The organism is Yersinia ruckeri ATCC 29473 (assembly GCF_000754815.1).
In the GTDB taxonomy this organism is placed as follows: domain Bacteria; phylum Pseudomonadota; class Gammaproteobacteria; order Enterobacterales; family Enterobacteriaceae; genus Yersinia; species Yersinia ruckeri.
On sequence record NZ_KN150747.1, the window covers coordinates 2304138 to 2323218 of the forward strand.

Consider the following 19081-nt stretch of genomic DNA (forward strand, 5'->3'; position numbering starts at 1 on the left):
GCCATGTTGGATCTGTTAACACTGACATTATCTGGCGACCAACTTGCCAACCCTGGCGGAGAAAATGCCACTTTACGCTGGCATTGGCTGGGTGAAGGCATACTTGAATTGTGCCCATTGCAAGGCTATCGGCAAGCGGTGGTGTTATCTGCCGGAATTCATGGTAATGAAACAGCACCGATTGAAATCCTCAATCAACTGGTGAATGAATTGTTGTCTGGTCAGCGTCAGTTGGCGGTAAGGTTATTGATTTTATTCGGGAATCCGGCAGCCATTCGCGCCGGTAAGCGTTACCTCGAACATGATGTTAACCGCATGTTTGGCGGGCGATATCAACAGTTCCCACCATGTCTTGAACGGGAACGCGCGCAGCGGCTAGAACAAGCGGTCGCCGATTTTTTCTGCACGGAAGGAGCGCAGCAGCGTTTACATTACGATTTGCACACGGCAATTCGCGGCTCCTATCATAGCCGTTTTGGTTTATTGCCTTATCAGATGCGACCTTATTCAACGGAATTATATCGCTGGTGTCAGGATATCGAACTGGATGCCTTGGTGATGCATACCACCGCTGGTGGAACCTTTGCCCATTACAGCAGCGAACACTGGAGCGCTGATAGTTGTACTCTGGAACTGGGAAAGGCGCTACCTTTTGGTACGAATGATTTGGCGCAGTTTACCCCCATCATCAGTGGGTTACAGGCATTGGTCAGCGGTGAGTCACTTCCCACTCGAACGCTGACAACACCGATGGTTTTGTATCGGGTGGTGACGTCGATCATTAAAAAAGATGCGAATTTTCGCCTGCACGTCGCTGATGAAACCCTCAATTTCACGCGCTTTGTTCACGGACGTTTACTGGCCGAACAGTCCGGCGAAGAATATCGAGTGGCACATCCTTATGAATGGATACTGTTTCCCAACCCCCACGTGGCCCAAGGGCTGAGGGCGGGTATGATGCTGGTAAAAATGGAAGAGCAGACGTTGCTGCGACAAACCTGCGATGGAGTGGCAATGAGGCGGGAGACTGAATCGTCCGACGCCAATAAAGTGGCACGCCCAACCAGTCTTGGAATGGGATAATGAATAAAGATAACTAATGGATTTAATGATTAAACCTAATCACGTAGTTTAATATAACTGTTGGTAAGACTCTTATATAACCCCTCTTATGAGTGCATAACATGATTACTCTTGATTAAAGGCAGTGATAAAAACTGGATAAATAAACTTATAGAGCATAATCCTAAAGCACTATTAGATTGATGTGGTGGGCTAATAATTATTATCTACAATTGTTAATGTTAACCTTGCACTTTATAGAACTATTATTTTTTTGCATGCCAATCTCATTACCTGAGCTGTTAACGCCAGTCATGGTTAATTATTCAGGTTCCAGCAAGAAGTAGGCTGATTACTCCCTTTAATCCGATGAATAACGATAAGGTTCGTTTATAGCCTTCATTTATTCACCACCATCAACAATGCGTGCAAAAAGAAACAAAGAGAAACACTAGCGCACTAATTTGGTGCGTGCATAGCATTATGGTTATATGGGAACAATAAAAAATGATAATAATCAATGTGTTAAAAAAAGTTCCGAAAATAATATTTTGTTACAATTTGAAAGCTGTTTTTGCCGATGTTTCTATCATTTTTTCGTTTTATCTTCTTTCGCTTAATGCTAATGTCTCTTGGCTTTACATTTGCCGTGTCTATTAAAAATAAAAAATTAACCAGAATGTGACTCAATTCTATTTTGTCGCTATGAGTTAACTTTATATAAAATTCAAGGAAAATAATGATGAAACGCAGTGTGCTGGCCTTGGCCGTCTCTTTAAGTTTGATTCCTTCTCTGTCAAATGCAGCTGAAATCTATAATAAAGATGGCAATAAACTTGACCTGTATGGTCGCGTTGCCGCTAAACATCTTTTCAGCAAAGATAAAGATAACGATGGCGACAAAACTTATGTTCGTTTAGGTTTTAAAGGCGAAACTCAAATTAACAGCCAACTGACCGGTTTCGGCCAGTGGGAATACAATATTCAGGCTAACCATGCTGAATCTCAGGGCGATAAAGGCAATAAAACCCGTCTGGGCTTTGCTGGTCTGAAATTTGCTGAATACGGTTCACTGGATTATGGCCGTAACTACGGCGTTGTGTATGACGCGCTGGCGTATACCGATATGTTCCCTGAGTTCGGTGGCGACTCTATGTCCTTCACTGATAACTACATGACAGGGCGCTCTACCGGTCTGCTGACTTACCGTAACAGCAATTTCTTCGGTTTGGTTGAAGACCTGAACATTGCCTTGCAGTACCAGGGTAACAACGACGAAGGTGCATCGACTGACACCAATATTCGTTCAATCCAGAAAGCCAACGGCGACGGTTACGGCCTGTCTGTTGACTACCAGAACATCGCGGGTTCAGGTATTGGTGCAGCGGCGTCATTCTCTTCTTCCAACCGTACACTGGGTCAAAAAACACTGGCTAACAGCGCCGGTGGTGATAAAGCTCAAGCATGGGTAACCGCGCTGAAATATGATGCTAACCAGGTTTATCTGGCCGCCATGTACGGCGAAACGTTGAACATGACACCATACAAATCATTGATCGCCAATAAAGCGCAGAACATTGAATTGGTTGCTCAGTATCAGTTCGAAAACGGCATTCGTCCTTCCCTGGGCTACGTACAGTCTAAAGGTAAGAATCTGATTGGCGTTGAGGGTGGCGATGCAGACTTGTTGAAATATTTTGATATCGGTGTGACTTACTACATCAACAAAAATCTGTACACCTATGTTGACTACCAAATCAACCAGTTGAACGATGATAACAAGCTGGGCTTGAGCACTGACGACGTCGTTGCCGCTGCACTGGTTTACCGTTTCTAAGTTGTTAAAATTGTGATTGTTACCCTTTTCTGTGTCGGAAATTGGTGCATAAAAAGCGGGGATATCCCCGCTTTTTTATCCACTACAATTCGTGAAATACATCTTAATCCCGCACTCGCTGTTGTTGTCGCCCCCACAAAATCATGCTACCAATCAGTTGCTTCAGTAAGGTTTGTAACACTTCGGCTCGAACCGCATTAAAATCGTAAGGTTCAGATTCAGACATGTAGTTTAACTGAGCTAATTCCAGTTGCACTGCGTATTGTTGTAACGGGGGCTGACCATAGGCATGAGTGATATAACCGCCTTTAAAACGGCCATTCAGAATATGAGTAAAGGTGGTTTGTTGTTGGCAACAGGCAATCAAACGCGCGCTTAATTCCTCGGCACAGCTGACGCCACCGTTGGTGCCCCAGTTCAAGTCAGGTAATTTACCGTCAAACAGCCGTGGAATAACCGAGGCGATCGAGTGGGCATCCAGTAATAGCGCATAACCGTGTTTGGCTTTCAGCCGATCCAGTTCTTGCTGCAATTGCTGGTGATAAGGGTGCCAGATTTCGTCCAAATAGCTCTGTCGCTCGGTGGCAGACGGCGTTTTTCCTGCAATGAAACACGGCCTGCCGTCAAACAGCGTATCGGGAAACAAGCCGGTAGTGGCGGAGGAATACAACGGTTGATCGTCAGGTGGACGATTCAGATCCACCACCAGCCGAGAATAATGACCAATCAGCATACTGGCACCCATTTCTTTAGCAAATGAGTAAAGGCGTGGAATATGCCAGTCAGTATCAGAGAGTGGTCGGGCGGCATCGCTTAAACCGGCGGCAACTGCCGGTGTTAGACGAGTACCGGCGTGAGGAATGCTGATTAGCAGCGGTAATTCACCCGCATGAAAACTGATAGGTTCGGTGAGGGTCATGGACGTATTTCTCCTTGATAAACCACGGTAGCGGGGAGTTGTCCGCCCAACCAATAAGATAACTCTGCGGGGCGAGACAGTGGCCAGTGTACCCAGTTAGCCAACTTGTCGACTTCCAATGTACCCTGCGTGGCCTCGATACCTAGCGCCTGAGCGGCGTGGCAGGTGATACCGGCTAGAGCTTCTTCCGGCGTCATGCAGAATAAGGTACAGGCCATATTCAGCATCAGACGCAAAGACAGAACCGGTGAAGTGCCAGGATTAGCGTCGCTGGCCAGTGCCATGGGTACGCCGTGCTGGCGGAACCAGGCAATCGGTGGGCATTGGGTTTCCCGCAGTATGTAGTAGGCACCCGGCAACAGTACCGCCACGGTACCGGCAGTAGCCATGGCGCGGGCATCGTCTTCGCTGGCGAACTCCAGATGATCGGCTGACAACGCATGGTATTTGGCCGCCAGGGTGCTACCACCCAGTGCAGATAGTTGTTCGGCGTGGAGTTTCACCGGCAGCCCAGCCAGTCTGGCCGCAGAGAAAACTCGTTCCACCTGCGCTGGCGAAAAGGCCAGATGCTCACAGAATGCATCCACGGCATCGGCCAGCTTTTCTTTGGCGACCAGCGGGATAATGGTATGACAGACCAGATCAATATAATCATCAGCGCGGTGGGTATATTCCGGTGGCAATGCATGGGCAGCCAGACAGGTGGTTTTGATTTCCACCGCCAGCATCTCACCGAGGCGGCGAGCAACCCGCAGCATTTTCAACTCGCTGGCGACATCCAGACCGTAGCCGGATTTTATTTCTATGCAGGTAACGCCTTCTGCCAGCAACGGTTTGATCCGTTGTAGTGCCTGCGCGAATAATGTTTCTTCCGAAGCTTGACGGGTAGCCTGAACGGTGGAAATAATCCCACCCCCTTGAGCAGCAATCTCGGCATAGCTGACACCATTAAGCCGCTGTTCAAATTCGTCGCTGCGATCGCCACCAAAGATCAAATGAGTATGACAATCGATCAATCCTGGAGTGATGATCCCACCGGGAAAGATCACTTCCTGCTCGGCTTTGATGGCTGGCAGAGCAGCGTATTCGCCAATCCAGATAATCTTGCCATCGGTAACGGCAATTGCTCCGTCGTTGATGATGTTGTAGTGGCCATCGCGCATGGTGACGATATTGGCTCCAGACCACAAACTGTCACAGTGAATTACAGACGCCATCTTTGTCCTCCGCCGAGTGTGGCGATATGGTTGTATAGACAATCAAAGACAACCTAGCCTATAAATTCAACCTCGGCAACTGGCAAGACACAGCAATTTGCGCTATCACACCTTTAATCTGTTATCAGGATGTTACTGTCCCTTGTGGCGTGAAACGGCCGAATAATTGATAGCGGGAACCGGGATAAAGTAATTGCGCGGAGGTGACCACGGCTTTACCAAACCAGGTGCGCCGCCGAATCAGCAGACAGGGTTCATTTTCTTTTAATGCCAATAGGTCACGCTCTGCTGGTGCTGGCATGACGGCTTCGACAATATGCTCGCCTTCGGTCAGTGGCGCCGCCTGCGTTAGGTAGCTGTACGGGGTAATTCGACTGAAATCCTGCTGCATATAGTCCGGTGCAGTCTGTGGGTTAACGCAGCGGTTTTCTACCTGTACCGGTATATCATTCTCAAAATGCACTATCTGGGAATAAAATAGCTGTTGTCCCGTCTGAATGCCCAATGCGCTGGCTTCTTCTGCACTGGCGGGGCGCGCTTCCAACTGCAAAATCTGACTGCTGTGACGATGGCCTCGGGCGGCAATTTCATCGGCAATATTATGCACCGCCAGCAATGCGCTGTGGGCTTTGGCTTCAGCAACAAAAGTACCCACACCTTGCATGCGGATCAGAAAACCCTCGCTGGTCAGTTCACGCAAGGCGCGATTGATAGTCATTCGGCTGACACTCAGTTCCGCCACTAATTCGCTTTCGGATGGAACCCGCTGGTGAGGTTGCCAGGTACCAGAACGAATTTGGCGGATGATGGCCTGCTTGACCCTAAGGTAAATAGGGGCAGGAGCGTCACTCATTGCGCTGGTCAGTTGTAATAGAGACTGTTGTTCAGCCACGGCGTTAACCTCGTCAAAGAAACAATAATAAGATAAGTCTACGGTTGAATTTAGCGTATGTATATGTATATACAAGTAAGCGGTTTAATTTATTGATGTAGCGATGTCTTGCTGTGTTAACTGTTCTCACAACCTTGGGATGACTTATGCCAGCTTATTTTGCCAAACGTGCCTTCTTATCTGACGGATGGGCAACCAATGTGCAGTTAGAGGTCGATCAGCACGGTATTATCCAGCAGATAACGGTGGGAAGTCGGGAAGAGGGCTGCCTATTACTCAACGGGCCAATAGTACCGGGAATGCCGAATCTTCATTCCCATGCCTTTCAACGCATGATGTCAGGATTGGCCGAAATCGCTGGCGATCCGCAAGACAGTTTCTGGACATGGCGAGATCTGATGTACCGATTGGTGCAACGCTTAACGCCGGAACAGGTTGGCATCATTGCCCGGCAATTGTATATCGAAATGCTGAAGGGCGGTTATACCCAAGTGGCTGAATTCCACTATCTGCACCATGCTCCCGATGGTAAACCTTATGCTGACGTTGGCGAAATGACCGCGCAGCTGAGTCAGGCTGCCGAACAGGCTGGAATAGGTATGACGCTGCTCCCGGTGTTGTATCGCTATGCCGGTTTTGGCGGGCAGCCAGCCCAACCGGGGCAGCGACGTTTCATTCAGGATACTGATAGCTATTTACACCAGCAGCAAGTGATTGCCAACCAGTTGAAAAACCAGCCATTGCAAAATCAGGGGCTGTGTTTCCATTCTCTGCGAGCGGTGGAGCTGACGCAGATGCAACAGGTATTGGCGTCTTCCGATCAGGCATTACCGGTACATATCCACATTGCAGAGCAACAAAAAGAAGTCGATGACTGCCTAGCGTGGTGCGGGCAGCGGCCTGTGGCTTGGTTGTATGAACACGTAGCAGTAGACCGCCGTTGGTGTTTGGTGCATGCCACACATCTGGATCAGAGCGAGTTATCGGCATTAGCGGGCAGTCAGGCCGTGGCTGGGTTGTGCCCGACCACCGAGGCCAATCTGGGGGACGGTATCTTCCCCGCAGTGGAATATATCCGGCAACGAGGACGTTGGGGCATCGGCTCTGATAGCCATGTTTCGCTCAATGTAGTGGAAGAATTACGTTGGTTGGAATACGGTCAGCGCCTGCGTGATCAGCGGCGTAATCGTTTAACCTCAGAAATACAGCCAGCGGTTGCCGACTTACTCTATTCGCAAGCGTTATCTGGCGGTGCGCAGGCCTGCGGCAGTCAAATCGGTGCGTTGGCCGTGGGGTATCGGGCAGATTGGTTGGTATTGGATGGCGCTGACCCTTATATCGCCGGTACACCCTCCGCCTCTCTGTTGAATCGGTGGTTGTTTGCCGGTGACAAAAGCCAGATCCGCGATGTTTACGTCGGCGGAAAACCGGTGATTATTAGTGGATTCCATCCGCTACAACAGCAAAGTGCCGCGGCATTTCTGGCGCTGCTAAAAGACTGTCAGCAGGAGCTATGATGAGTGTGACATTTTTTGATTACGCCGATTTACCGGTAAGTCGTTGGCGTAATGGTGGCGGTGAAACCCGTGAAATTGCCTGCTGGCCGGTGGGAGGGAACGATTTTGGTTGGCGTGTCAGTATCGCGACTATCGAACAAAATGGGCCATTTTCGGCCTTCCCGGGTGTTGATCGCTCAATTATGTTGCTGGGCGGCGAAGGTGTCAGACTTTACAGCGTTGATCGAATAGATCATTACCTGTCTAAACTTTATCGACCTTTTTCGTTCCCCGGGGATGTACCGCTGGAGGCTAGGTTATTGGGCGGCAGCAGTCAGGATTTTAATGTGATGACTCGGCGCGGATGCTGGCAGGCTGGTGTCACGGTGATCTCCACGACCCAGACATTGCCCGCAAACCATGCCGGAGTGGTGTATGCCGTGCGTGGTGAATGGCAGATTGTGCATGCTGAAACTCGCCAGTTATTGCCACAACAGGGATGCTGGTGGATGCCGGTAGTCAAGGCTGGGCAACTGGTTCCCAGCACCGCCGATAGCCAATTAATCTGGGTTGATTTATGGCCAGAACGTTAAATTGGCGTTGAAAATAGACGGCTAAAACCAGGCGTTGACAGCCCTTCAATCACGAGCCTAATTCGCGTTGTAGACGCTGTTGTAATTCATCAGCAAACCATCTGACGCGCGAAGAAAGCGTCTGTTCTGATTTAAACAGCATCCAGGCATGGTAGGTATCCATTCGCCAGTCTGGCAGCAGGCGTATTAGTTTTCCTGCGGCCAGGGCTTCTCGAGCGATATAATCCGGCAAATACGCAATACCGGTGCCAGCTAATGCCGAACTCATTAATGCAACGCTATTATTGGCGCGAAAACGGCAGTGTACATCGATATCCATTTTTTGTTTTTCTTTGCGAAATGGCAGAGAAATCGTGTGGGCGGGGCCACGGAAAAAAATATAGTCATAGCGCGGCAAATCTGCCGGTTTTTCAATATTGGGATACTGCTGTAAATATTCCGGTGTAGCGTAAAGGCCCCAGGTAATATCAATCAGGGGCTTGAGTAGCGAATGGTCGGGTGGGGTGCGGCCAATAACAATGGCAATATCGCAATGATCTTCTGCCATATTCACGGGTCTATCGGTTAAATCAAGATCGACATTGACGTGAATACTCCCAGAAATAAAGTTATTCAGCACTGGCATAATATACTGACAGCCAAAACTTACGGGTGCCACCAAACGCAAATGACCTATCGGTTCTTCATGAAAATTGCGGATAAAGCGTTCCGCATTTTTTGCCTCATTCAGAATACGCTGGCAGTACTGATAATAACTCAAACCGACTTCTGTCACTTCAATTTTGCGGGTTGTGCGCTTGAGCAAGGGGGTGCCCAAGCGGATTTCTAACTGCGCAATCTCGCGGCTAACCGACGATTTTGATAACTGTAATGACTTTGAAGCCTCGGTAAAACTCATGGTTTCTACCACGCGGGCAAACACCACCATTGCAGTGAGATTTTCAATGTTACTCATCAACGTCCCCAACATCTCGAACCAGAATAATGAGTGACCTTAGCACAGAAACTGTATATGAAAATCATGACAGCGGTTTTGCAGGGAGATTACTGACCGGCTGCCATTTTCTCGATGTAGTACCTTGGAAATTAATAGTAATCGCCGTGGCGGTAATCCCAGGTAGTGAAAATATCAGACATCATTGACATGATTTTGTCCACATCCAGTCCTTTGCGGATCAATACTGGGCACGGAGTGACTTTACGCTCGCCTTTTTGCTCTGGCACCAATTTGCCGTCAGCATCGACCATAGAAACCATCACGCCTTGCTCGTAGCGGGTTTTACTCCCTTCACTTGGCTGAATTGATTTCACATAATCATTGGCACCAATAATCAGATCGGCACGCTCTTCAATACGATCACCGATACCTTCGACCAAACCCCGGTTACCTTTACCTGAAGGGTTAGCAGAACTGGCGAAAGAGAACTTAGCGTGGTTTTCCCACAATTCTTTCGCTAAAATCTCACCCGGCTTACCGAATTTAATCACAAAGCAACTGGTTTGGCGGCCATCCATCATCAATTCTTTTGAACCGTCGTCTGGAATGCGAGCCAACGCGTCTTCTTTCCACGGTAAAATACAGCCCAGCAATACATCAGCATCCCAGTGTTGTTGATACAATTGTTCGATTTCTGCATTCAATTGCGCCAACTCTTTTAACTGTTCTAATGAACCGCACAGAACGACCCCCGGTTTGTTACGATTACGTTGTTTGGCTTCAAACTTGCGTTCCAGACCCGCTTTGTCGGAGGTCATAATGATATAGCCCACTTTGGTAGGGCAAACAATCATACCACCATTATTTGACAATATTTCAATCGCTTCCGGCTGTAAACCACCGTTCCATTGCACTTTTTTAGTGTTCATCAGAAATACCTTTTATACAAATTCTGGGTTGATTCGAGCCGTATTGAGCGGGCGAAAAATCGGTTATTGAGACTTTCGTAACCTTGCCGATAAATCATGGTGACTCATTCGGCTGAAGATATTTTAGACACTTCCTGTTACGACAGGCATGAATGAATCCTACCCAATTTTTTCAGTACCGCAATAACACTAACCAAAAATGCAGTATTGTTCCATTGCTGCAACAATAGATGTAAATATCGGCTATGGCAGTGGAGGATTTGGCTAAAAACAGTGTCCGGTTATTCTTTGGGAGCACAGTTTTTCGCTGAGTATGATGGCTGAATAAATCGCGATCCGGTGGCTGATTCCTACCACCGGATCGCTGGATAGGTAAACAAGAACCCAGCAGTTGGGGATCCTTGTTTCAAGCAAAAGTTGAGCAAAGCTATTTTAGCTCAATAGGCGATCATAGCCTTTAAGACGATAATTCAGCGCTGAAACACCCCAGAACACCACGAAAATCGCTATGGCAGCGTAGCCGACACTGCCCATATTGTCGTTCAATCGTTCAACAATACTCCAGATTCCGCTGTGTAAATCCAGCTTGTCAGCCATCAACCCCAGCGCTTCTAACCCACCAATAAATAGCGCTATCACAACGCTGGTGGCGGTGATGGTCATGTTGTAGTAAAGCTTACGCACCGGCTTGTCGAATGCCCAGCCGTAGGCACCGACCATGACAAAATTATCCAATGAATCGACCAACGCCATGCCGCTGGCAAACAGCGCGGGAAACACCAGAATGCTCCACACTGACATACCGGAAGACGCGCCTGCGGCTGAAATACCCAACAGGCCGATTTCTGTTGCGGTATCAAAGCCTAATCCAAACAAGAATCCGACCAGATACATCTGCCAACTTTTGTTCACCAGATTAAACGCAAAACTGAAGAGTCGGCTCATCACGCCACCCTGAATGGCATTCAGCTCTTGGTTTTCAGTGAAGGATTTACCCTGTTTAACTTGCTGAAAACGAAGATAAACATCGCGCAAAATAAGGGCGTTGAGTAACGCCATCATGAGTAAAAATAATGCAGAAACCAACGTACCAATGGTGCTGCCATAATCATGTAACCAGCCGATTTTGTTGCCGAAAACCAGCGAGGTTGCGGCAATGGCCACGCAGGCCAAAACCACAATACTGGAATGTCCGAGGGAGAAAAAAGCGCCGACGGCCACTGGGCGTTGCCCTTGTTGCATCAACTTGCGAGTGACATTATCTATTGCGGCAATATGGTCGGCATCTACCGCATGGCGCAGACCGTAACCGTAAGCCAGTAAAGCGGCGGCAATGAGCGGCGCACTGTGGCGAAATAGCGTCAGTGCCCAGCCCCAGGCCAGTAAATTGATCAATACTAGCCCGACTAACAGCCAGAAAGCATTGCGGTGCGTGTAAAAGAAATCGTGCTTAATCATGGTATTCCTACTTTATTTCACTGAAGGTTGTATGGTGTGCGGCATCCGGCGCGGCGGTTTGACGGCGAGCGCAGGCGATGAGTGCCTGACCGAGTGCAAGCCCACCGTCGCCTGCAGGGATGTTGTGTGGCATGAGGACATGAAGAGGAGCCAAGTGATGGTGCAAACGTTGACGAAGTAACCGGTTATGTAATACGCCACCCGCCAATGCGACGGTGTGAATACCGGTTCGGGCACTGTGATAATGCGCGAGGGCGGCAAACCCCTGCGCCAATGCATCATGAAAAGCGAAAGCACGTGCCGCAGGCGCGGCTGACCAGTCCAGCCATTGCTGCCAGAAGGTGGCTAAATCCAAAAAAGTGCCATTCGCGCAATGCGTCAGAGGGATCGAAATCGGATGTTGTACGCCATCGGCCAGATGTGCTAACGCTTCAAGGCGGCAAGCGGCTTCACCTTCCCAACTGAGTGTGTCTGGCGCGCAACCGAGCACGGTCGACACCGCGTCAAATAAGCGCCCACAAGAGGAAGCCAAGGGGGAATTGACCCCTGCCATGATGGCTTTGGATAAAGGTTGCCATGGATGGGCAAGCAGTACCTTGGCTTCAGGGCGTGCCTGCCAATTCGGCACAAAAGCCTGCCACTGGGCCAACAGATTACGCCAAGGTTCCTGTGATGCTCGATCGCCTCCGGCCAAAGCCACGGCGGGTAATCCGCCGAGATGTTCACAGTGAAGATAATTGACCTGAAAACACTCGCCGCCCCACAGTGCGCCGGGTGCTGCATAACCCAGACCATCGAGTGCCAGCCCGATGACGTGACTGCCATCCAGCGGCCACTGATGCTCCCCCAGACAGGCGGCAATATGTGCATGATGATGAAGCACATCGACATCCGTGGTTTCAGGTTGTTGTTGGCGTTGATGACTGACATAGGCCGGATGCGCATCATGGACGATAACGCGTGGCGTGCAGTGATAAAGCTGCTGAAAATGCTCAATGGCCTGCTGCTGTTGACGGGCGATATCGCTGCGGTTAAGTGAACCAAAGTGCGCGCTGAGGATGGCCTGATTGCCTTTCACCAGGCAGAACGTGTTTTTGAGGTCGCCACCCAGCGCCAATAGTGGCGGTTGGCATGCAAAGCCAGCGGGTAACCTGAGAGCATCCGGGACGTAACCCCGCGCGCGGCGAAGGACTTCGTTGCCCTGTGGTGACCAGCGCACCAGCGAGTCATCGACCCGCTGAACAATATCGCGGTTGTGCAGCAACCACAGGTCGGCAATATCAACGAGTTGACGCCGTGCATCGTTATTGGTGATTACTGGTGCGCAATCGGCGCTATTTCCTGATGTCATGACCAGCGGAGTTTGCATGGCCTGCATGAGCAAATGATGCAGCGGGGTAAACGGGAGCATGAGACCGACTTCATCTAGATTCGGTGCAATCGCAGCACACAACGGCGAGGATGCGCGGTGCCGAGTCAACACAATCGGAGCCGCAGGGGATTGCAATAGGTCACGTAGGGCGAGCGACCGATGGTCATCGCTGCACTGCGCCAGCCAGTTGATGCTCGGCAGCATGACGGCCAACGGCTTGGTAGGCCGTTGCTTACGTTCGCGTAGACGCACGACGGCGGTTTGTTGCGTGGCATCGCAGGCCAGATGAAAACCACCCAGCCCTTTAATCGCCACGATTTTTCCTGATCGGAGTGCTGCAACGGCGGATTGAATAGCGTCAGCATCCTGCGTCAGAATAGTTGCATTTTGACGTGAAGCGCTGATCTGCGGTCCGCATTGTGGGCAGGCTACAGGCTGCGCATGAAAGCGTCGATCAGCCGGATTTTGATATTCCTGCTGACATGCAGGACACAGCGTAAATGCTGCCATGCTAGTCGCTGCGCGGTCATAGGGCATCGAGTGAATAATCGTAAAGCGTGGACCACAATGTGTGCAGTTGGTAAAAGCGTAGCCAAAACGACGATCATCAGGTTGAGTGATATCTTTCAGGCATGCAGGGCAAGTGGCGGCATCGGGTGTTACCTGCGTCTCCATCTGGCTCTGCTGACTCGTGGTAATGGTAAAATCTTGCGGTGGAGTGAGCCAGTCAAAAGATTCAAATAGGATTTGGTCAATACGCGCCAATGGTGGGCATTCGCGTTGTAATTCTTCGATAAAAAGATCAATGTTGACCGACTGAACCAGTCTGATGTCTACGCCTGAACCGTCGTTACACACTTCTCCGCTAAGCCGTAGCTTATTAGCCAGTTGCCAGATAAAGGGTCGAAAACCCACCGCTTGAACCTTGCCGCGGATGCGAATGTGTAGAGCGGAATCAGACATAAAAACCTCATACCCTTCATATTTCGAGCTACAGATGCGTTAGCTGCACGCGCGAATCCAAACACATGACTCATGTCAGCACTTACTGACTGGCTGCCTTTCTGTAACTCGAATTATTTTGGCTATCAATGTCGCTATTTAACGATAAGCGCTAATCAGAAAAACTAAATCTCAACCACTGGAATCACATCTTCAACGGCACTGCGCAGACGGGCTTTCATGTCGCTATAACTTTGCTGGGCGAAGTTTTCGGCCCAACGCTGATCAGCGATATGCTCGACTTTGACTGCACAATATTTGGTTTCCGGCGTTTTGGAGATCGGATCCAAATTTTCCTGCGTCAGTTCGTTACACGCACCAATCCACCATTGATAAGTCATGTACACCGCGCCGAGATTGATGCGCTCGTTGTAATTGGCGCGTGAAATGACTTTACCGCGGCGTGAGGAGACCCAGACCAACTGCTGATCGCGAATACCCAGCACCTGCGCATCCTGTGGGTGCATCTGCACAAAGCCTGGTTCGTCGGCCAGTGTTTGCAAGGCGGCACAGTTACCGGTCATTGAGCGGCAGGAATAGTGACCGACTTCGCGCACGGTACAGAGCACCAACGGGTAATCGGCGTCCGGCACTTCGGCTGGCGCGCGCCACGGCGCAGCAAAAAGCTGGCCTTTACCCGATGGAGTATCGAAGTGATTGTCCTGATACAAAAATGGCGTTCCAGGGCTGTCTAGCGTGGTGCAAGGCCACTGAATATGCCCCAGCGTACCCATTTTCTCGTAGGTTGCACCGTAGAACAGTGGACATAGTTCACGCATTTCATCCCAAATTTCCTGGTTGTCGTTATAGTGCATCGGATAACCCAGCTCACTGGATAGTAGGCTAATAATTTCCCAGTCACGTTTGATGTTGTATTTCGGCTCAATCGCTTTCTCAAAACGTTGGAAACCGCGATCGGCACAGGAGAACACGCCTCCGTGTTCACCCCAAGAGGTGGCGGGTAGAATGACGTCGGCCTGCTCTGCCGTTTTGGTCATGAAAATGTCCTGAACTATCACCAACTCCAATGCTTCAAAGCCCTTACGTACCAGACTTAAATCGGCTTCGGTCTGCAACGGATCTTCCCCCATGATGTAGTAGGCTTTAACGTGGCCTTCCAACGCCAGATGCGGGATTTCGGTAATACGATGGCCGACTTCGGTATCCATTTGATTAACATCAATGCCCCATGCGTCGGCAAATTTCGCTCGAACTAGAGGGTCGGTAACCGACTGATAGCCAGGGAACTCATTCGGCAAGACGCCCATATCACAGGCACCCTGCACGTTATTTTGCCCCCGCACCGGACCGACGCCAACGTTGGCTCGCCCGATATTACCGGTCAGCAATGCCAACCCAGCCAGACCTTTCACCACGTCCACCGCCTGACCAAACTGGGTAACACCCATGCCCCACATGATGGTGGCAGAAGGCGCGGCAGCGTAAGTTCGCATCGCTTGACGAATTTGTTGTGCCGAAACACCCGTCTGTTCCGCGACGGCTTCAGGTGAATAGTCGGCTACGTTTTTGCGGTACTCATCGAAGCCTTCGGTGTATTTGGCGACATAGTCGTAGTCATACAGATTTTCTTCGATCAGCACATACGCGAAAGCATTGACCAATGCCATATTGCAGCCGTTGGTGATTTGCAAATGCTGGTCGGCGATGCGGGCGGTTTCGATACGGCGTGGGTCACAGACAATAATCTGTGCGCCTTTTTCTTTGGCTTTGATCACGCGACGGGCAACGATCGGGTGGGAATCGGCGCAGTTATAGCCGATCACCAACAAGCATTTGGAGTTTTCAATATCGCCGATGGAGTTACTCATCGCGCCGTTGCCGAGCGTGGCTTGCAGGCCGGCAACTGACGGGCCGTGACACACACGGGCACAACAATCAACATTGTTCGTACCGATCACCGCCCGGGCAAATTTCTGCATCACATAGTTGGTTTCATTGCCAGTACCACGGGACGAACCGGTATGCATAATCGAACGTGGGCCATATTTTTGTTTGATTTCTTTTAGGCGTTGCGCCGTATAACGGATGGCTTCATCCCAACTGACCGCTTCAAATTTACCGCCTTTATGACGGCGAATCAGTGGTTGCGTCAGGCGCGGTGTGAGCAGTTTGGTATCATTAAGGAAATCCCAGCCGTAATAGCCCTTCAGACAGAGCTCCCCTTGATTGGTGACACCTTCAGCCGCTTCTGCACGAACGATTTTGCCGTTATCCACAACCAGATTCATTTTGCATCCGGCCCCGCAGTAAGGGCAGACAGTGGTGATTTTTTTCATGTTTTTACTTCCTCTATCTGGGGTTAAAACAGCAACGGTGAAGTGCTGTCGAGCGCAGCGCGGCGGCGTTTTTCTGCGTTCATTTCTTGTAATTGATTACGATCGATGGCGAACAGCGCATTGGTCGGACAGATGTCGATACAGGCTGGACCTTCAGCATGGGCATGGCACAGGTCACATTTGTGTGCTTCGGCTTTATCGGATGTTGCGCTTATTGCCGCACCGTTTTGGCGGAATATCGGTTTGGTAACCACCTCCATTGCGCCGTAGGGGCAGGCGACCACGCAGGTTTTACAGCCGATGCAACGTTCTTGCATCACCTGAATGTGGTCGTCGATACGGGCAATGGCTCCATTTGGGCACACATTGGCGCAAGGAGCGTCTTCACACTGGCGACACATGACGGCGGTGCTGAGATTGACACCTTTGATCACGTGTAAGCGCGGGGCAAAGGTGCTGGCATTAAGTAGTGAGATATCCTGTGAATCGCTATGTGCCATCACACAGGCAATTTCACAGGTACGACAGCCGATGCATTTTTTGGGATCGGCAATAATGAAACGGTTCATGATTTCGTCTCTTGGTAAAGGGTTCTGACCATCGGCTATACATAAACCATGCCAATGCTAGAATTAAATTTTTATTGCTTTTATTCAGTGAGTTACGAACGGGTATTCTTGCGGTGACGAAACTCACTACTGACGTGATGTCAGATCTGTCACCGCATCGACAATTGTGTCGACTGCCGCGGTCAGCCGCTTTCAGCCTGAAAAAGGGCGATACCCAGACCGATTTCCAGATCCGGTAACCGCTGGTGGATACAGCAGACTGCCTGCTCAACGACGGCACTCATCGGGTAGTAAAACGCCACAACGTCAGGCTGGATGCCGACAAAGGTGATCTGTGGGATATCTTCACGCAACTGTTGCATCAGATAGGTTAGTGGCAAGTTGTGCGTGGTCATCATGAACATTTCGCCAATGTCCTTTTCGTCGATAATACGCATCTCTCCGGGAGCCAACCCCATGTCGGTGGCATCGACAATCACCAAGTGTTGCGGCTGTAACTCACGTAAAAAACCGATGTCATTTTCCGGTGCCGCACCGCCATCAACCACCGTCCAACCAGCGAGTGGTTGTTCAGCACATAATTCGGCCAATCGAGGGCCAGCACCGTCATCACCCATCATGCTGTTACCGACACATAATAGGGCGTAGCGCGAGGTAAAATCAGGCATCGTATCTCCGAACCATCAGGTACATAGCAGGATCGTTTTCAATCTGTTGTAACAGCGTAATCAGCTGTTCGCTCCAGCCTTGTTGTTGCACGTTCATCTGTGGAAGGGCATCGCGCAACGCCAATGCCAGACAATGTGTGTGGCTGCTATCGATAGTGATTTCGCCAAAACGCTGTACGCCGGTGAGCTTGCGTTGCGCTTCACCATGTTCCGGCAGGAGATTAATCCATAATCCATAAGCGTCGAGAGGACATTCGAGGCGCGATTTAAGGCAGTCAATCACACCGAGATGATGGCCAATCGCCAGGCTGTAATAAACCACTTCCTGTACCTTGGGCGAACTGCGCTTTTGTGCATTTTTCTCATCAATAAATTTGCCGCTTAAGGAATAGAACACCACCTTATTTTTGGGCGGTTGCCAGCCAGGACAGGGTTGATGCTGTGCGTAGCGTTGGTCATTTCCTAACGTCTTCACAGGCGAACCTCGCCGCTCAGAACCTGCTGATAAATGTGTTGCAGATTGCCAATAATTTCATTGAGCCGCCTATCGCCTTGTTGGGCGAGATAGTCTGATATGCGTTGTTCAATGGGCTGTAAACCGGGTTCGGCGATCATGTTCATAAACTGATCGGCAATCTGGCGACCATAGCGATAACCCGCCATGCGACGTGCTTCACGATCGAGTAACACCCGCAGCGGCTGCGGTAAGTCGGGATGCAATAAGGTGGCGGGTTCGGCGGCGGTCTCGTTGTGTTGCTGGCCGTTGATTTTTTGATCGAGCAAACCGAGTGCCATGGCGAAGCCATAAATAGTGGCGGCTGGCGTTGGCGGACAACCTGGAATATAAACGTCAACCGGCACGATTTTGTCCGTGCCACCCCAAACGCAGTACAGGTCATGGAAGATCCCACCGCTGTTGCCACATGCACCATAAGAAATAGATATTTTGGGATCGGGTGCGGAATCCCATGCCCGCAGCGCCGGTATGCGCATCGCGCGGGTGACGGCACCGGTAAACAGCAGAATATCGGCATGGCGTGGCGAGGGGACGACTTTGATCCCGAAGCGTTCAGCATCGAACAGCGGAGAAATTGCGGCGAAAATCTCGATTTCACAGCCGTTACAGCCGCCGCAGTCTACGCGGTAAACATAGGCGGAGCGACGAATGCTGGTCAGCAACGTGGATTTTAGTTTGGCAATACTTTCGTCAATAGTGACGGGAACCGGCAGGCCATTTTCGTCACGAGGCCCAATTAGCGTCTGGCTCATCAATAGGCCTCCGTGGTCATATGTCGACCGAGATCAATGCGGTCACTGGAAGAAAGGCTGTGCCTACTTTTGCATGTCGGACAGGTTTCGTACTGCACGCGACGATCGGCCATTTGTTGATCACTCAACGCGGCACTGTCCTGTAATAGGCTCAGTGCGAAGTCGATTTCTTTTTGCACGGCATAGGGTTTGCCGCATTCACGGCAGGCACAAACCGGAAAATCGGCCGTTTCGAACAAGTCTTCTTTGCGCCATACTGCCAGCTCAAATTCCTGCGACAGGTGTATTGCTGCGGTTGGGCATACTTCCTCGCAGCGGGCACAGAAAATGCAGCGCCCTAAAAACAGCGACCAACGGAGACTTTCGCCATCTTCGGCTGGAGTCATGGTCAGCGCGTTGGAAGGGCAGGCATTAGCGCAAGCTCCACAGCCGATACATTGCTGTGCGTTATATTCAGGTTTCCCGCGAAAGTTTGCTGCCAGATCCAGCGCTTTGAACGGATAGGCCACGGTTACCGTGCCAGTTTTTAGCACTTTTTTAATCAGCTTTATCATGATGAAGCGT

General features: G+C 50.3%; 17 protein-coding genes. 4 read left to right on the forward strand and 13 right to left on the reverse strand.

What is annotated here, in order from left to right; all coding sequences use genetic code 11:
* The first annotated feature begins 3 nt into the window (after positions 1-3).
* A complete protein-coding gene (gene astE, locus DJ39_RS10175; protein ID WP_004720626.1) occupies positions 4-1083 on the forward strand; it encodes a succinylglutamate desuccinylase in 1080 nt (359 codons plus the stop codon).
* A gap of 718 nt (positions 1084-1801) precedes the next feature.
* Entirely contained in the window at positions 1802-2899 is a 1098-nt protein-coding gene (locus DJ39_RS10180) for a porin (protein ID WP_004720628.1), read from the forward strand.
* Between the two features lie 103 nt (positions 2900-3002).
* On the opposite strand, the gene hutG is transcribed toward DJ39_RS10180, so the two are convergent.
* The 3 genes from hutG to hutC form a co-directional block, all read right to left on the reverse strand.
* Positions 3003-3818 carry an N-formylglutamate deformylase gene (gene hutG / locus DJ39_RS10185; RefSeq protein ID WP_038251344.1) on the reverse strand — a complete coding sequence of 272 codons (816 nt, stop codon included), beginning with the start codon at positions 3816-3818 and terminating at the stop codon, positions 3003-3005.
* Complete coding sequence (gene hutI, locus DJ39_RS10190; protein WP_038242304.1) at positions 3815-5035, reverse strand: imidazolonepropionase; 1221 nt, start codon at positions 5033-5035, stop codon at positions 3815-3817. The genes hutG and hutI overlap by 4 nt, the downstream gene beginning before the upstream one ends.
* A gap of 124 nt (positions 5036-5159) precedes the next feature.
* Complete coding sequence (hutC, locus tag DJ39_RS10195; protein WP_004720633.1) at positions 5160-5927, reverse strand: histidine utilization transcriptional repressor HutC; 768 nt, start codon at positions 5925-5927, stop codon at positions 5160-5162.
* A gap of 146 nt (positions 5928-6073) precedes the next feature.
* Between hutC and DJ39_RS10200 the strand changes: the two genes are divergently transcribed.
* The gene (locus DJ39_RS10200; RefSeq protein ID WP_004720635.1) at positions 6074-7444 is read left to right on the forward strand and encodes a formimidoylglutamate deiminase; all 1371 of its coding nucleotides are present in this window, start codon (positions 6074-6076) and stop codon (positions 7442-7444) included.
* Positions 7444-8016 (forward strand): HutD/Ves family protein, encoded by a 573-nt coding sequence (locus tag DJ39_RS10205; RefSeq protein ID WP_038242310.1) that lies wholly within the window; start codon positions 7444-7446, stop codon positions 8014-8016. Before DJ39_RS10200 ends, DJ39_RS10205 begins: the two co-directional genes overlap by 1 nt.
* Positions 8017-8065: 49 nt before the next feature.
* Here DJ39_RS10205 and DJ39_RS10210 read toward each other — a convergent pair whose 3' ends face one another.
* From DJ39_RS10210 to DJ39_RS10255, 10 genes are all read right to left on the reverse strand, one after another.
* Positions 8066-8971, reverse strand: coding sequence for a LysR family transcriptional regulator (locus tag DJ39_RS10210; RefSeq protein ID WP_038242313.1), 906 nt, complete (start codon positions 8969-8971; stop codon positions 8066-8068).
* Between the two features lie 131 nt (positions 8972-9102).
* Positions 9103-9882: an L-threonylcarbamoyladenylate synthase gene (locus DJ39_RS10215; RefSeq protein ID WP_004720639.1), complete on the reverse strand. Its 780-nt coding sequence runs from the start codon at positions 9880-9882 to the stop codon at positions 9103-9105.
* Between the two features lie 432 nt (positions 9883-10314).
* Positions 10315-11340 carry a HoxN/HupN/NixA family nickel/cobalt transporter gene (locus tag DJ39_RS10220; protein ID WP_004720641.1) on the reverse strand — a complete coding sequence of 342 codons (1026 nt, stop codon included), beginning with the start codon at positions 11338-11340 and terminating at the stop codon, positions 10315-10317.
* A gap of 7 nt (positions 11341-11347) precedes the next feature.
* A complete protein-coding gene (hypF, locus tag DJ39_RS10225) occupies positions 11348-13675 on the reverse strand; it encodes a carbamoyltransferase HypF (RefSeq protein ID WP_049687748.1) in 2328 nt (775 codons plus the stop codon).
* 164 nt (positions 13676-13839) lie between these two features.
* Positions 13840-16011, reverse strand: a complete 2172-nt coding sequence (fdhF, locus tag DJ39_RS10230; protein WP_038242319.1) for a formate dehydrogenase subunit alpha — start codon at positions 16009-16011, stop codon at positions 13840-13842.
* Positions 16012-16034: 23 nt separating this feature from the next.
* Complete coding sequence (gene hydN / locus DJ39_RS10235; RefSeq protein ID WP_004720647.1) at positions 16035-16580, reverse strand: electron transport protein HydN; 546 nt, start codon at positions 16578-16580, stop codon at positions 16035-16037.
* Positions 16581-16762: 182 nt separating this feature from the next.
* Positions 16763-17248: a hydrogenase maturation peptidase HycI gene (gene hycI, locus DJ39_RS10240; RefSeq protein ID WP_038242322.1), complete on the reverse strand. Its 486-nt coding sequence runs from the start codon at positions 17246-17248 to the stop codon at positions 16763-16765.
* Positions 17241-17648 (reverse strand): formate hydrogenlyase maturation HycH family protein, encoded by a 408-nt coding sequence (locus DJ39_RS10245; protein WP_045844547.1) that lies wholly within the window; start codon positions 17646-17648, stop codon positions 17241-17243. The genes hycI and DJ39_RS10245 overlap by 8 nt, the downstream gene beginning before the upstream one ends.
* Positions 17649-17719: 71 nt before the next feature.
* Positions 17720-18517, reverse strand: a complete 798-nt coding sequence (locus DJ39_RS10250; protein ID WP_004720653.1) for an NADH-quinone oxidoreductase subunit B family protein — start codon at positions 18515-18517, stop codon at positions 17720-17722.
* A complete protein-coding gene (locus DJ39_RS10255) occupies positions 18517-19071 on the reverse strand; it encodes a formate hydrogenlyase complex iron-sulfur subunit (protein ID WP_038242329.1) in 555 nt (184 codons plus the stop codon). The genes DJ39_RS10250 and DJ39_RS10255 overlap by 1 nt, the downstream gene beginning before the upstream one ends.
* Between the last annotated feature and the right edge of the window lie 10 nt (positions 19072-19081).